Here is a 14,141-nt window from a genome sequence, read left to right as displayed (position 1 = left end):
TACATGGTCCAGGTGCTTGCGGAAATCATATAATAGTTTGATGATGAGAAAAGATTTTTCTTAAACGAAAATTGGGTTGAGGACGAAAGAATGCGCATTTTCATAGCGGGCATGGACACGGAGACCAACACGTTCGCGCCCATCCCGACCGGCTACCGCAGTTTCGAGGAAATGGGCATTGCGCGGGGCGACGCCACCTCGAAGGCATTGAACGAGCCGTCCTGCCAGCTGTTCGTGTGGCGTCAGCGCGGCGAGGCCGACGGCCACGAGATCGTGGAAAGCCTGTGCGTCTGCGCCGAGCCCGGAGGCATAACCATCCGCAATGTCTACGAGCAGTTCCGCGACGAGATCCTCGACGAGCTCAAGGCCGCCATGCCGGTCGACTGCGTGCTTCTGGCGCTGCATGGCGCTTTCGTCGCGGAAGGCTATGACGATACCGAGGGTGACCTTCTCGCGCATGTCAGGGCTGTCGTCGGGCCCGAGATCCCGATCGGGGCAGAGCTCGATCTGCACTGCCACACAACCCAGAAGATGGTCGACAACGCCACAGCCATCGTGGCCTACAAGGAATATCCGCACACCGATATCATGGACCGTGCCGGCGAGCTCTACCGCATTGTCGTCGACGCGGTGGAGGGCAAGGTCAGGCCGGTGATGGCGCTCTTCGACTGCCGCATGATCAGCACCTTCCGGGTGCAGGAGCAGCCGATGCGCGGCTTCGTCGATGGCATGATCGCCGCCGAGGCCGAGCCTGGCATACTATCAGTCTCGCTCGGACATGGTTTTCCGCATGGCGACGTCGAGGATGTCGGAGCCCGCATGCTGGTCGTCACCAACGATGACAAGTCGCTTGCCGAGCGCACAGCCGAAAGGTTCGGCAAGCAGCTTTTCGCATTGCGCAACGACCTGATCCCGAAATTCCTCGGCATCGACGAGGCGCTCGATATCGCGCTCGCCGAGCCGCAAGGGCTGGTCGTCATCGCGGATGTTTCGGACAATGCCGGCGGCGGCGCGCCGGGGGACTCCACCTACATCCTGCGCCGGCTGACAGAGCGCGGCATCGGGAACGTGGCCAGCGCCATGTACTGGGACCCGATCGCCTATCGCTTCTGCGTCGAGGCCGGGGTCGGCGGTACCATAAACCTGCGGGTCGGCGGCAAGTGTGGCGTGTTCTCGGGTATGCCTGTCGATCTGCGCGTTACGGTAAAAGGCCTCGGTCGCGAGCTGACGCAGCTGTTCGGCACCATGCCATGGCCGCTCGGGGATGCGGCATGGGTTACCACCGACGGCGGCATCGACCTGATCATCAACACGGTACGCACGCAGGTCTTCCATCCCGACTGCATGACCGCGCTCGGTCTCGATCCAAGCGAGCGGCGCATCGTCATCGTCAAATCCAATTACCATTTCCAGGCTGGTTTCGCACCGATCGCCAAGCGCATCCTGTTCTGCGCGCCGCCCGGTGCGACCCAGCCCAACTTCGCCGCGATCCCCTACACAAAGCTCAAGACGCCCTATTGGCCGAAAGTGGAAGATCCATTCGCGGCCGACGCGGCTTAGAGCGGTTCAGCGTTTGAAAGAATCGCCCGACCCGCTCTAGCTTCTTGTTTTTACGCAATTCCCAAGGGGAAGCGCTACGCGCTTCTCCCGGGAAAACCGCTACGCACTTTTCCTGGAATTGCTCTAAGCAATCGCATCATTCGGGGAGGAAAATACCGGTCGCGGCGCCGTGCGCGGCACCGCCGTATCGGTTGCGCGCGTGACCAGATGACAGCGGACTGTTCGCAACCCGTCGGCGGGTGCCAAAACCTGCGGCAGTTCGCAGCCGGTCGTCGCGGAAGGGCAGCGCTCGCGGAAGAAGCAGCCGGTCGGCAGTGTTCGGTTGCTCGGCAATTCGCCGGCGCGCGGTGCGATCGAGGTCAGTGGACGGTCGAAACTCGGAACGGCATCGAGGAGCGTCTTGGTATAGGGATGCCTGGGAGCGTCAAGCACATCGAGCGTCGGGCCTTCCTCGACGATCTGGCCGAGATACATGACGGCGACACGATCGGCCACGTGGCGCACCAGCGACACGTCATGCGAGATGAGCACGTAGGATAGCTTGCGCTCCGCCTGCAGCGACAGCAGCAGATTGACGATCTGCGCCTGCACCGACACGTCCAACGCCGAGGTCGGCTCATCGAGGACCAGCAGCGCCGGTTCAACGGCGAGTGCCCTGGCAATCGCGATGCGCTGGCGCTGGCCGCCCGAGAACTCGTGCGGATAGCGATCGACGTGCTCCGGCCGCAAGCCGACCGAGACGGCCAGTTCGGTTGCGCGCCCGATCAGTTGTTTGCGGGTGTAGCCGCCGCGAATGTGCAGAGGTTCGGTGATCAGGCGCCAGACCGGAAGACGCGGATCGAGCGACGATTGGGGATCCTGGAAGATGATCTGCAATTGGGTGCGCCGTGCGCGGTCCCGTTCAGTTCCCCTGAGTTTGATGGCACCGGCGGAAATGTCGGTCAGGCCGAGGATCGCCTGCCCAAGCGTGGTCTTTCCGCAGCCGGATTCCCCGACAATGCCGACCGTCTCGCCTTCGGCCACGCTGAACGACACGCCGTTGACGGCATGGACGTCGGCGCCTCCGAACCAGCCCGAGGTGACACGGTAGCGGACTTCCAGGTCTTCGACGGAGAGGAGCGGAGGCTTGGTCACGCGGCTTGCGTCTCCTCGATACGGCGCCAGCAGGCGGCGCGGCGGGCCGGCTCCATGGCAGCCAGCGGCGGTACCGAGACGCAACGATCATTCGCCTCGCGGCAGCGCGCTCGAAAGAGGCAGCCGGCAGGCGGGTCAAGCAGGTCGGGCAAGGTACCGGGGATCTGCTCCAGCGGCTGCTTGGGTGGCGCCAGCCCCGGCAGACAGCGTATCAAGGCGCGCGTGTAGGGATGGGCTGGCGCTGCCAGCACCGACGCGGTCGTTCCGGCTTCCGCGACCCGTCCCGCGTAAAGCACGTAGAGCCGGTCGCAAAGCTGCGACACCACGGCCATGTCATGCGATATGAAAACAACGGCCGTTCCCGTGCTCATCGCCTTGTGTTTGATGAGGCCCAGAATCAGCGCCTGCACCGTCACGTCGAGTGCCGTCGTCGGCTCGTCGGCGATAATGAGCTTGGGTTCGCAGGAGAAGGCCATGGCGATCAGCACGCGCTGTCGCATGCCTCCGGAAAGCTCGAACGGATAGGCCTGCATGATCCGCTCCGGCTCGCTGATCAGCATGTCGCGCAGCAGCCCTGAGGCTTTGCTCGTCGCGGCCGCGTTGTCGAGACGCTGGTGGCGGCGGATGACTTCGACGATCTGCTCGCCGATCCGTCGGGTCGGGTTGAGGGCGTTCATCGGTTCCTGGAAGATGGTCGACACCAGCCGCCCGCGCACATGCTGGAGTTCACGCTCGCTGAGTGTCATCGGATCGTTGCCGAACAGACGGATGCCGCCGCCGGTGATGTGCGCGCTGCCCTTGGGCAAAAGCCGCGTCGCCGCCATCATGGTCACCGATTTGCCGCACCCGGATTCTCCCACGATGCCGACGATCTCGCCGGCACGGACATTGAGGCTGACCCCGTTCAGCGCCTTGATCGGCCCGCGATAGGTGCGGAACTCGAGCGAAAGGTCGGAGATTTCGAGCAGGACATCGCCGGACGGTTCGGTCATCGGCCACCCAGCCTGGGATCGAGCATGTCGCGCAATCCGTCGCCCAGCAGGTTGAAACCCATGGCGCTGATCAGAATGGCCAGGCCGGGAAATGTGACATACCACCACTGGTCGAGGAAATAGTTGCGCCCGCTCGACACCATGGAGCCCCATTCAGACGTCGGCGGCTGGGCGCCGAGGCCGATGAAGCTCAAAGCCGCCGCCGTCAGGATGGTGCCACCAAGATCCAGGGTCGCCTGAACGATGATGGGCGACAGGGCGTTAGGCAGTATGTGCCAGCGCAGCATATAGGCGGGCGAAGCCCCGAAGCTGCGCGATGCCTTCACATAGGTGCGGTTGCGCAGCGACAGCGTCTGCCCACGCGCCAGCCGCACATAGGCGGGCACCCGCACCACGGCGACGGCCAGCATGGCGTTGAACAGGCTCGGTCCCAACGCCGCGGCCAGCGCCATGGCGAGGATGAGTGCCGGCAGCGCCAGGAAGACATCCATCAGACGCATGATCGCGGTGTCGACGATGCCGCCGACAACGCCGGACAGGCAGCCGATGATCGAGCCGATAAAGGTCGAGATGATGACGATGGCAAAGGCGATGCCGCAGGACGCGCGCGCGCCGAAGAGCACCCGCGAAAACAGGTCGCGCCCGACCTCATCGGTGCCGAAGAGGTGCTGCGGGCTGGGCGCGGCAAGCCGTGCTGCAAGTGAGATCTTGTCGGGCGGGTAGGGCGCCAGCAGGGGCGCGGCCATGATCACAAACAGCACCGCCAGCGCGATCGCGGCGCCGACCAGAGTGAGAGGACTTTCCTTCACGCGATACCACAACCGTCCCGCGCGAAGCCGCGCAGCCGGCCGGGGCGATGTGACGATGCCATCCGCCGCCATCAGCCGAGTTCCCTGATCTGTGGGTCGAGCACCATATAGGTCAGATCGACCGCGAGATTGATCAGCACGTACCCCAGCGAGGCGACGATGGTGAAGCCCATGATCGCGGGAAAATCGAGCGTCTGGATCGATGACACCACATAACTCCCCATGCCTGGCCAGGCGAAGATCGTTTCGGTCAGCACCGCGCCGTAGAGCAGATCACCGAAGGCGAGGCCAAGCAGCGTCACCGACGGGATCAGGGCATTGGGCAAGGCGTGCCGCAGGATGACCGCCGATCGCGACAAACCATTCGCACGCGCGGTGCGCACATAATCCTCCTGCAGGACATCCAGCATCGAGGCCCGAATCTGGCGCGTGATGATGCCGAGATTGGCGAAGGCGAGGACAAAGGCCGGCAGGATGAGGTGATAGAGCGACGACCAGAAGGCTTTCAGGTCGCCGGCGACCAGCGAGTCGACCAGGAAGAAGCCGGTGATGCGCGGCGGCGCGGCGATGCCAAGCGTGATGCGGCCGCTGCCCGGCAGGATCGGTATCTTGACATAGAACAGGAGGATGAGCGCCAGCCCGAACCAGAATACCGGCATTGAAATGCCGGCAACCGACACGACACGCGCCGCCTGGTCGACCGGTCCGTCCTTGTAGATTGCCGAAAGCACACCGAGCGGCACGCCAATCATGATCGCCGTCACCAGCGCGGCGATGCCGAGCTCGAGCGTGGCGGGCAGGAACAGGGCAATATCGCCGGCCACCGGGCGCCGTGTCCGCAAGGACTGGCCGAGATCGCCCGACAGGAGTTGCTTGACGTATATGACGAACTGCTGGGTGACGGGCTTGTCCAGACCAAGCTCCTGGCGCACATGCGCCAACGTCTCGGCTGAAGCCTTGTCACCGGCGATCAACTGCGCCGGATCGCCGGGGATCAAATGCGAAATCGTGAAGGTGATGACCGCGACGCCAGCCACCACGAAGACCAGCAAGACGAGGCGCCGAAGGATTGTTGAAATAAGCGACATGCCTTCGGCGCCGATTTCTATTCGGACTTAGACATATCGGCGATGTTGTAGACCTGGATCAGCATCGGATTGTAGATGTACCCCTTCACCGAGGATCGCATGGCGAAGATGTCGTTCTTCTGGAACAGAAGGACGTAAGGTGCATCCTCGTTGGTGATCTTCTGCGCGTCGATATAGAGCTGCTCACGCTTCTTCTGGTCGACGGTCGCGAGCGCCTGGGTGATCAAATCTGTCACTTTCGGGTTTTCATAGAAGGCTCGGTTGCCGGGGGCTCCCATCTTGGTCGGGTCGAACCAGATGTTCATGAACATGAACGGATCGGCGAAATCGGGCGTCCACGCGCCAGTCGCGATGTCGTAGTCGCCCTTGGCGACCAGCTCGCGCTTGGTCGTGTCGGCGACATTCTTCATATCCATCGTGACGCCGATTTCGGCGAGCGAGGCCTGCAGCGCAAGACCCACCGGCTCCCAGGCGGAGTCGGCCTGCGAATAGGTGAAGCTGATGTGCAGATTGGAAACACCGGCGTCGGCAAGCAGTTGCTTGGCCTTCTCCAGATCGTAGCTGTACTGCATGCCCTGCGGGTCATGGCCCCACATGCCGTCCGGGACAGCCCCGCGCATCTGTTCGGCCTGGCCCTGCATGACGCCATCGACCAGCCCCTTGTAGTCGGCCGCATAGGATATGGCCTGACGGACCTTCGGATTGTCGAAGGGCGCTTTCTTGTTGTTCAAATAGAGATAGACGACATAGAGGCTGGGATTGCTCTCGATGACCACCCCCGCGCTTGATTTCATGGCCTCGGCCTGGTCGACCGGAACCTGGTCGATCAGGTCTGCGTCTCCGTTCTCCAGTTGCAGGCGGCGCGATGACATCTCGCGCACGATCTTGAAGATGACCTGCTTGAAAGCCGGCGCCTTGCCGGCATAGTGGGGATTGGGATCGAGCGTGATCTGCTGGTTGCGCTCCCAGCCCGAGATTTTGAAAGCGCCGCTGCCGGCGCTGTGCTCGGCGAGCCAGGCCTTCGCGTCGTCGCCGTTGACCGCGTGCTCTTGCGCCTTGGGATTGACGATCGATCCGGCCGAAGTGGCGAGCGCCGACAGGAACGGCGCAAACGGCGCCGACAATTCGAACTTCACGGTCTGCGGGTCGACAATGACGACATCCTTGATGGTCGGGAACATGTCGCCCGGGCCAGCCGCCAGCTTTTTTACGCGGTCGAATGAATATTTGACCGCTGCAGCATCGACCGGCGAACCATCGTCGAACATGTGTCCCGACGCCAGCTTGAAAGTCCAGCTGAGGTTGTCGGGCGCAGTGGTCCAGCTCTCGGCAAGCTCCGGAATCACCTCGGTCTTGGCGCCGTCATATTTCACCAGACGCTCGTAGGCCGGAAAGATCAGCGTATAGCCGTTGTTGCTGACCTCGACGCCGGGGTCAGCCGTGGGCGGATCCTCGGCCTTGGCGATGACCAGGACATCCTTGTCGGTGGCCCAGCTCGGCGCCGCAAAGGTCAAGGCTGTCAAAGCGGCAAATGCCGCAAAAGTCGGCAGGCGACGTAACAACATGATGCGCTCCCCTCGAGCTTGTGTTTTGCATCTCTCACGGGATGACCGAGGGATGCCTTTCGCCCACGCTAACACCCGCATTTCGGATGGCAAGCCGATTTTTCTGATAGGAAAGATATTTTTCTAATTAGCCAAGTGTCATTTCCGTGTCGACAGTCTCGCGCTCGTCATGAGGCCGCACGCTTTTGGCGCCGTTGATGATAGTCTGCTCCGACTGGCCGGATGCCGACGTGCACACGCACAGGATCCGGGCCGGCATGTCGCCGACGCTGACATAGGCGTGTCCCATCGTGCTTTCGAAGTAGACCGACTCTCCTGTTTTCAGCCTCAGCGTCTCGTAGACGTCGGTGTGCAGCTCGACTTCGCCTTCGAGGACATAAGTGAACTCCTGTCCGGGGTGACGGATGAGCTCGCCGAACGTTTCGATGCTTTGCTGGGTGATTGACCCCAGCATGGGGATCATTTCCTTGCGCGACAGTTCCGTGCATAGAAAGCGGTAGACATAGTTGGGGGTCTCGACGATCCGCCCGTCCTCAAGCCGGCTGACGGCACGCGCGCCGTGCGCGATGGGGGAGGCGCTGGCCTTTCTCACGCCGAAGAGCTCGGTTATGTCGACCTTGAGCCCTTGGGCAAGCTGCAGCAGCTTGTCATAGGTCAGCGACATCTGGTTGTTCTCGACCTTCGACAGGGTGGAGATGGCGAGCCCCGACATCTGGGCGACCTGCGTCAGCGTCCAGCCCCGCTCCCGGCGCAGCAGTTTGAGGCATTCTCCCAGGCTTGGCTTCGAATCGCTCATGGCGGACCCTTTTCGACATTGGCGGCAGTCTAGGGTTGGGACTGGACAAAGTCGACTCGCAAGCGGCGCCGCCTTTATCATAGGAAAGAGGTTTGACCGATCGGAAATATTCTGCTTGGTTGCCGGCGCTTGCAAGAGGGAAGCCATGCAGGACGTTCTTATCATCGGCGGCGGCATGGCTGGCGCCTCGGCGGCTTTCTTTCTTGCGGCTGGTCGACAGGTGACCGTGCTTGAAGCCGAAGCCCATTGCGGCATGCACACAACGGGACGGTCCGCCGCTCTCTTCATCGAGGGTTACGGCAACGTCGCTATCCGCGCGTTTACGCGCGCCAGTCGGCGGTTCTTCCTCGAGCCGCCGTCCGGCTTCTGCGACGTACCCTTGCTGACACCTCGTGGCACAATGTCGATCGGCACGGCCGCGCAGAGGCCCAGGCTGGAGGCGCTGTTTGCCGAGAGGGTCGCGGAATCGGCAACAGCCATCGAATGGCTCGACCCCGACGCTTCCCGATCGGTCATTCCAATCCTGCGACCTGAATACGAGGCGAGCGCGTTTCTGGACCGTTCGGCGATGGACATCGATGTCGACACCCTTCACCAGGGCTTTCTGCGGGGCGCACGCCGCCAGGGCGCGCAGGTCGTCACCAATGCTCGGGTCGAGGCGATCGAGCGGATTGGTGGCACATGGACCGTGACGACCACGGCCGGCGTCTTCGAGGCGCCCGTCCTGGTCGACGCGGCGGGTGCATGGGCGGACCAGGTGGCCGCCATGGCAGGAGCCACGCCGCTTGGCCTGGTCCCGAAACGACGGACCGCAATGCTTGTCGAAACGCCACCCGGCATCAACGCCAAGGACTGGCCGGGCGTGATCGATGCCGACGAGATGTTCTATTTCAAACCATCCTCGGGAATGCTGTTGCTCTCACCAGCCGACGAGACGCCGAGCGAACCGTGTGATGCACAGCCCGAGGAGATCGATATCGCCATCGCAGTCGATCGCGTTCAACAGGCCGCCGCGCTGCCGGTAACGCATGTGTCGCGCAGTTGGGCGGGGCTGCGGTCGTTCTTTGCGGACAAGACGCCGGCGGTCGGTTGGGACCCCCATGTCGAGGGCTTCTTCTGGCTGGCAGGACAAGGCGGCTACGGCATCCAGACCGGACCCGCGCTCGGTCAACTGACCGCGGCCCTGGTGACCGGAAGCGACCTGCCCAAGCCATTTCTTGGCGAAGGCGCCGATCCCAGCCTGTTGTCGCCGGCCCGCTTTCATGGGCCACGACCGAGGTGAATGACTGTTGAGGCGCCCATGTTGCCGGACATGCGCGTGGCCTCGTCAGGACCGCCGGGCCCGGGCGATGCGCTGCGTGCTCCCGGTCGAGAACGCCCTTTCAGCTTTCCTTGCTTGAGGTCGCTCCCACCGGGAGTAATAGTCGCCATGGAATTCGTGAGGAGGACGAGATGACGGTGAATTTCGACCCGAGGGCGAAGGCCGCGACGCTCTACCACGGCGAATTCCGGCCGATGTTCATCGGCGGCCAGTGGGTTGCGGCGCAGTCCGGCGAGGTGATGCGGGCGCTCAACCCGGCGACCGGCGATGTGCTGGCGACCGTGCCGCGCGGCGGAGCCGCCGATGTCGACGCGGCGGTGGCGGCAGCGCGCGCGGCCTTCGAAGGGCCATGGTCGAACTTCTCGCCCTATGAGCGGCAATGCGTGTTGCTCAGGATCGCCGATCTGTTCGAGACTCATTGGGAAGAACTCAGCGTTTCCGACACGCTCGACATGGGACTGCCGATCACGCGCACGCTGGCCAACCGGCGCCGCGTCATCGGCATGCTGCGCTTCTACGCCGGCATGGCGACCGCGCTGCACGGCGAATCCATAGACAATTCCATTCCGGGCGAGATCGTCACCTTCACCCGACGCGAACCGGTCGGCGTCGTCGGCGCGATCATCCCCTGGAATGCGCCCACCGCGGCCTCGATCTGGAAGATCGCGCCGGCGCTCGCCACGGGCTGCACCATCGTGCTGAAACCCTCGGAGGAAGCATCGCTGACGCCGCTGCTGATCGCGCGGCTGATGCAGGAAGCGGGCGTGCCCGACGGCGTCGTCAACATCGTCACCGGAACCGGCGCCGAAGCGGGCGCGCGGCTTGCCGAGCATCCCGACGTCAACAAGATCGTCTTCACCGGCTCGACGCTCACCGGCCAGGCGATCGCGCGGGCGGGCGTCACCAATCTCAAGCGCGTCTCGCTCGAGCTTGGCGGCAAGTCACCGATCATCGTCTGCCGCGACGCCGATATCGACAAGGCTGTTCCCATCGCGGCCATGGCGGTGTTCGTGCATTCGGGCCAGATCTGCATTGCCGGCTCGCGCCTGTTCGTGGCGCGCGAGATCCATGACGAGTTCGTGCGGCGGCTCGCCGAGTTCGCCGGCAGCCTGCGCGTCGGCCACGGCATCGAGGCGGAAACCGAAATCGGACCGCTGATCAATGCCAGGCAGGCCGGCAAGGTGGAGGGCTACATCAAGGCCGGCAGCGACGAAGGCGCCGAACTGGTCGCCGGCGGCTCGCGGCTGACGGGCGCGCTCTATGATGGCGGCAACTTCATCGCGCCGACCGTCTTCGGCGCGGTGTCGGACACCATGACCATCGCGCGCGAAGAGATCTTCGGGCCGGTCATTTCGGCGATGCCGTTCGACACGCTGGACGAGGCCGTCGCGCGCGCCAATGCGACGCCCTACGGGCTGGCCGCCGGCATCTTCACCAGCCATCTCGGCACCGCGCACAAGCTCGCCCGCCGCATCAAGGCAGGCTCGGTGTGGGTCAACATGTACCATGCCATCGACCCCGCCGTGCCGTTCGGCGGCATGAAGATGTCCGGCTATGGCCGCGAGGGCGGCATCGAGCATCTGCATGAGTATCTGGAGACCAAGTCGGTCTGGATCCAGACCGACTAGCTGTGCTGGTATTCAGGTGCTGGCAAGGCCCGCGTTCAGGAACTTTTCGTCATCTGAGGATTTGGATATAGGATGGACACCGAACAGAAGGGTGTTTTGCGATGACGACCAAACGGCTGGCGATTTGTGTTCTTGCCCTCGCAATGGGCTGCTGCATGTCTTCCACGGCATTCGCCGGGGCCAAGCACCGCCACAATCAACAGGGCGAACAGGAACGCTATGTTCCGGCCGAGGACGATCTCATCGATTTCCTGTTCGGCGGCCCGCGCTATTATGACCAGCAGTTGGTCACGACGGCCGCGGGGGCCTGCTCCTACCAGCGGACAGGCCCGGATGGGTTTGCGATAAACAAGATCAACGATCACCACTGCGGGAAGTAGACGGCCTGGCGCCTACGACGCTCGCATCAACTTGCCGTAGCGCTTGATCAGCCGGTCGCGCTTGAGGCGCGTCAGCCTGTGCGTCCAGAACAGCCCGTCGAGCTGGTCGATCTCATGCTGATGGCAAACCGCCAGCAGACCCTCGGCATCCTCGAACCGCTCATTGCCATCCAGATCCTGATAGCGGACGCGTATGCGGGCGTGCCGCTCGATGTCCTCGGTGACGCCGGGCATGGAAACGCTGCCTTCCGTGTGACGGACCATCTCGATCGAGGCCTGGATGACGGATGGATTTGCATAGATTCCCGGCTTTGCCGCGGAAGGAAGCTGGATCACGACCAGGCGTTTCAAGATGCCGACATGCGGGCCGGTAATGCCTATCCCTGGCGCCGCGTGCATGGTGTCGATGAGATCGCCGGCCAAACCGTGCAGGTCGCCGTCGAACAGCTCTACGGGCTCGGCCACGGCACGGAGGAGGGGATTGGGGAATTTTATGATCGACCGAACCGCCATGGACCTCGTCCTATCCGCCAATCATCTTCGTCTGGTGGGGCCGTGCGACCGGCGAATACCGGCATAGCACGGACGCCATCACGGCTCCGCCAGGTCCGCACGGATTTCGGCATCGTGTTCGCCGCGCGCCGGGCATTTGGGCGGCGTCCACCGCGCGCTGGAAAAGCGCGGTGCCGCAGCCGCTTGAAGCGCGCCGTCCACCGCCTGCCATGTACCGCGCGCGGCCATATGCGGATGCAGGGCGGATTCATGCGGGCCCAGCACCGGGCCGACGCAGGCGTCGGACCCTTCGAACAGGCTGATCCATTCGTCACGGGGTTTCGCGGCAAAGATCGCCGCCAGCCGGTCGCCGAGCTCCGGCCAGAGCTCGCGATCGAACTGCCGGGCGAAGTTTGGATCGGCGGCGAGGCCAAGCCTGTCGAGGAAGAGCGCGTAGAATTTCGGCTCGATGCACTGGACGCTGATGAAGCTACCCTCCGACGTGCGGTAGACGCGGCACCAATGCGGCCCATCCAGCAGGCTTTGACCGCGCTCCGTTGCGAGCGCGCCGGACTGGCCGAGCGACATCAACAGGTTCATCATATGGGCCGAGCCGTCGACGATCGCGGCGTCGACCACGGTGCCTTTACCTCTGGTGCGCGCGTTGATGATGCCAGCCAGCATGCCGACCACCAGATAGAGCGCGCCGCCGCCTATGTCGCCGACAAGCGTCGGCGGCGCCATGGGCGGCTCGCCGGGCAAGGAGGCGTACCAGAGCGCGCCCGACAGGCCGATATAGTTCATGTCGTGCCCGGCGGTGGCGGCCAGCGGTCCGTCCTGGCCCCAGCCGGTCATGCGGCCGTAGACCAGGCGCGGGTTGACCGTGAGGCAGGCATCCGGGCCGAGCCCAAGACGCTCCATCACGCCGGGCCGGAACCCTCGATCAGCCCGTCGGCGGTGGCGATGAGGCGCATCAGCACGGCCACGTCCCCGGCGTCCTTGAGGTCGAGCGCGATAGAGCGCTTGCCGCGATCGAGCAGCGAGCGCTCCGGCGCACCCGGCATGGACGCGTGCTTGCGGTGGGCGACGATGACATCGGCGCCGAGATCGGCGAGCAGCATGCCGGCGAAGGGCGCCGGTCCCAGCGCTTCGATCTCGACGATGCGGATTCCCCTGAGCATCCCATCCTCCACAGCGGTCGACCCTTTGGCACCTTGGTTATCGCGAACGTTTGGTATCGAGAGGGCGACGGTGCGTAACCCCGCTCTTTCGCCATTGAAGCATGTGCCGTCGGCATATACTTCAGGGCCATGAAAAAAATCGGTTTCCTGTCATTCGGGCATTGGACGCCCTCGTCGCAATCGCAGGTGCGTTCGGCATCGGACGCGCTGCTGCAATCCATCGATCTCGCCGTCGCCGCCGAGCAGCTTGGCGCGGACGGCGCCTATTTCCGCGTGCATCACTTCGCCCGCCAGCTCGCCTCGCCATTCCCGCTGCTGGCCGCCGTCGGCGCAAAGACCAGCCGTATCGAGATCGGCACGGCGGTCATCGACATGCGCTACGAGAACCCGCTCTACATGGCCGAGGATGCGGGTGCCGCCGACATCATCGCCGGCGGACGTCTGCAGCTCGGCATCAGCCGTGGCTCGCCCGAACAGGTCATCGATGGCTGGCGCTATTTCGGCTACCAGCCGCAGGAAGGCCAGACCGACGCCGACATGGCGCGGCATCACGCAGAGGTCTTCCTCGACACGCTGCGCGGCGAAGGCTTTGGCCAGCCCAATCCACGGCCGATGTTCCCCAACCCGCCCGGCCTGCTCAGGCTCGAGCCGCATTCGGAGGGCCTGCGCGAGCGCATCTGGTGGGGCGCGGCCACCAACGCCACCTCGGAATGGGCGGCCAAGCTCGGCATGAATTTGCAGAGCTCGACGCTGAAATTCGACGAGAGCGGCAAGCCGTTCCATGTCCAGCAGGCCGAGCAGATCCGCGTCTATCGCGAGGCCTGGAAGGCGGCCGGGCACAAGCGTGAGCCGCGCGTCTCGGTCAGCCGCAGCATCTTCGCGCTGGTCGATGATCGCGACCGCGCCTATTTCGGGCGCGGCAATGAGAGCCGCGACCAGATCGGCTTCATCGAGGAAAACACGCGGGCGATCTTCGGCCGCAGCTATGCCGCCGAACCGGATGTGCTGATCAAGGAATTGGCGCAGGACGAGGCGATCGCCGAGGCCGACACGCTGCTGCTCACCGTGCCCAACCAGCTTGGCGTCGACTACAACGCCCATGTCATCGAAGCGATCCTCACCCATGTCGCGCCGGCGCTGGGGTGGCGCTGACGGCCGCTCCGTGTAACCATCCGCCATTGCGGGCGGTTCACGG

The 14,141-nt window shown here is 63.9% G+C and carries 12 protein-coding genes and 1 pseudogene; 5 read left to right on the top strand and 8 right to left on the bottom strand.

Annotated features, from left to right (window positions below):
• The first annotated feature begins 90 nt into the window (after positions 1 to 90).
• Positions 91 to 1,560 (top strand): M81 family metallopeptidase, encoded by a 1,470-nt coding sequence (locus tag EN845_RS12335; protein WP_127870138.1) that lies wholly within the window; start codon positions 91 to 93, stop codon positions 1,558 to 1,560.
• A gap of 123 nt (positions 1,561 to 1,683) precedes the next feature.
• Here the strand turns inward: EN845_RS12335 and EN845_RS12330 are convergent, their stop codons facing one another.
• From EN845_RS12330 to EN845_RS12305, 6 genes are all read right to left on the bottom strand, one after another.
• Positions 1,684 to 2,694, bottom strand: coding sequence for an ABC transporter ATP-binding protein (locus tag EN845_RS12330; RefSeq protein WP_127870139.1), 1,011 nt, complete (start codon positions 2,692 to 2,694; stop codon positions 1,684 to 1,686).
• A complete protein-coding gene (locus tag EN845_RS12325) occupies positions 2,691 to 3,686 on the bottom strand; it encodes an ABC transporter ATP-binding protein (RefSeq protein WP_127870140.1) in 996 nt (331 codons plus the stop codon). The genes EN845_RS12330 and EN845_RS12325 overlap by 4 nt, the downstream gene beginning before the upstream one ends.
• Positions 3,683 to 4,567, bottom strand: coding sequence for a D,D-dipeptide ABC transporter permease (gene ddpC / locus EN845_RS12320; RefSeq protein ID WP_127277259.1), 885 nt, complete (start codon positions 4,565 to 4,567; stop codon positions 3,683 to 3,685). Before ddpC ends, EN845_RS12325 begins: the two co-directional genes overlap by 4 nt.
• The gene (locus EN845_RS12315) at positions 4,567 to 5,583 is read right to left on the bottom strand and encodes an ABC transporter permease (RefSeq protein WP_127277257.1); all 1,017 of its coding nucleotides are present in this window, start codon (positions 5,581 to 5,583) and stop codon (positions 4,567 to 4,569) included. The genes ddpC and EN845_RS12315 overlap by 1 nt, the downstream gene beginning before the upstream one ends.
• Before the next feature lie 17 nt (positions 5,584 to 5,600).
• On the bottom strand, positions 5,601 to 7,148 hold the full coding sequence (locus tag EN845_RS12310) for an ABC transporter substrate-binding protein (protein WP_127870141.1): 1,548 nt from the start codon (positions 7,146 to 7,148) through the stop codon (positions 5,601 to 5,603).
• 127 nt (positions 7,149 to 7,275) lie between these two features.
• Positions 7,276 to 7,944, bottom strand: coding sequence for an XRE family transcriptional regulator (locus EN845_RS12305; protein WP_127870142.1), 669 nt, complete (start codon positions 7,942 to 7,944; stop codon positions 7,276 to 7,278).
• Between the two features lie 145 nt (positions 7,945 to 8,089).
• Between EN845_RS12305 and EN845_RS12300 the strand changes: the two genes are divergently transcribed.
• The 3 genes from EN845_RS12300 to EN845_RS12290 all read left to right on the top strand — a co-directional run bounded on the left by EN845_RS12300 (position 8,090) and on the right by EN845_RS12290 (position 11,273).
• The gene (locus EN845_RS12300) at positions 8,090 to 9,226 is read left to right on the top strand and encodes an FAD-binding oxidoreductase (protein ID WP_127870143.1); all 1,137 of its coding nucleotides are present in this window, start codon (positions 8,090 to 8,092) and stop codon (positions 9,224 to 9,226) included.
• Positions 9,227 to 9,396: 170 nt separating this feature from the next.
• Complete coding sequence (locus EN845_RS12295; RefSeq protein WP_127870144.1) at positions 9,397 to 10,893, top strand: aldehyde dehydrogenase family protein; 1,497 nt, start codon at positions 9,397 to 9,399, stop codon at positions 10,891 to 10,893.
• A gap of 101 nt (positions 10,894 to 10,994) precedes the next feature.
• Complete coding sequence (locus EN845_RS12290; protein ID WP_127277247.1) at positions 10,995 to 11,273, top strand: hypothetical protein; 279 nt, start codon at positions 10,995 to 10,997, stop codon at positions 11,271 to 11,273.
• A gap of 12 nt (positions 11,274 to 11,285) precedes the next feature.
• Here the strand turns inward: EN845_RS12290 and EN845_RS12285 are convergent, their stop codons facing one another.
• Both EN845_RS12285 and EN845_RS12280 read right to left on the bottom strand, forming a co-directional pair.
• Positions 11,286 to 11,786 carry a peptide deformylase gene (locus EN845_RS12285; RefSeq protein ID WP_127870145.1) on the bottom strand — a complete coding sequence of 167 codons (501 nt, stop codon included), beginning with the start codon at positions 11,784 to 11,786 and terminating at the stop codon, positions 11,286 to 11,288.
• A 78-nt stretch (positions 11,787 to 11,864) separates the two neighbouring features.
• A pseudogene (locus tag EN845_RS12280) lies at positions 11,865 to 12,886 on the bottom strand (CaiB/BaiF CoA-transferase family protein).
• A gap of 189 nt (positions 12,887 to 13,075) precedes the next feature.
• On the opposite strand from EN845_RS12280, the gene EN845_RS12275 reads away from it, so the two are divergent.
• Positions 13,076 to 14,098: an LLM class flavin-dependent oxidoreductase gene (locus EN845_RS12275; protein ID WP_127870146.1), complete on the top strand. Its 1,023-nt coding sequence runs from the start codon at positions 13,076 to 13,078 to the stop codon at positions 14,096 to 14,098.
• Positions 14,099 to 14,141: the final 43 nt, after the last annotated feature.

Origin of the sequence: Mesorhizobium sp. M8A.F.Ca.ET.202.01.1.1 (assembly GCF_004791595.1) — a bacterium.
Classification (GTDB): Bacteria; Pseudomonadota; Alphaproteobacteria; order Rhizobiales; family Rhizobiaceae; genus Mesorhizobium.
Note: the sequence above shows the minus strand (reverse complement) of the source record. Positions and strands in the feature narration are given on the sequence as shown.

Coding starts and splice junctions, on each gene's coding strand:
- EN845_RS12310 (WP_127870141.1), bottom strand. CDS start 7,148: ATGTTGTTACGTCGCCTGCCGACTTTTGCGGCATTTGCCGCTTTGACA.
- EN845_RS12285 (WP_127870145.1), bottom strand. CDS start 11,786: ATGGCGGTTCGGTCGATCATAAAATTCCCCAATCCCCTCCTCCGTGCC.
- EN845_RS12275 (WP_127870146.1), top strand. CDS start 13,076: ATGAAAAAAATCGGTTTCCTGTCATTCGGGCATTGGACGCCCTCGTCG.
- ddpC (WP_127277259.1), bottom strand. CDS start 4,567: ATGGCGGCGGATGGCATCGTCACATCGCCCCGGCCGGCTGCGCGGCTT.
- EN845_RS12335 (WP_127870138.1), top strand. CDS start 91: ATGCGCATTTTCATAGCGGGCATGGACACGGAGACCAACACGTTCGCG.
- EN845_RS12325 (WP_127870140.1), bottom strand. CDS start 3,686: ATGACCGAACCGTCCGGCGATGTCCTGCTCGAAATCTCCGACCTTTCG.
- EN845_RS12290 (WP_127277247.1), top strand. CDS start 10,995: ATGACGACCAAACGGCTGGCGATTTGTGTTCTTGCCCTCGCAATGGGC.
- EN845_RS12315 (WP_127277257.1), bottom strand. CDS start 5,583: ATGTCGCTTATTTCAACAATCCTTCGGCGCCTCGTCTTGCTGGTCTTC.
- EN845_RS12295 (WP_127870144.1), top strand. CDS start 9,397: ATGACGGTGAATTTCGACCCGAGGGCGAAGGCCGCGACGCTCTACCAC.
- EN845_RS12305 (WP_127870142.1), bottom strand. CDS start 7,944: ATGAGCGATTCGAAGCCAAGCCTGGGAGAATGCCTCAAACTGCTGCGC.
- EN845_RS12300 (WP_127870143.1), top strand. CDS start 8,090: ATGCAGGACGTTCTTATCATCGGCGGCGGCATGGCTGGCGCCTCGGCG.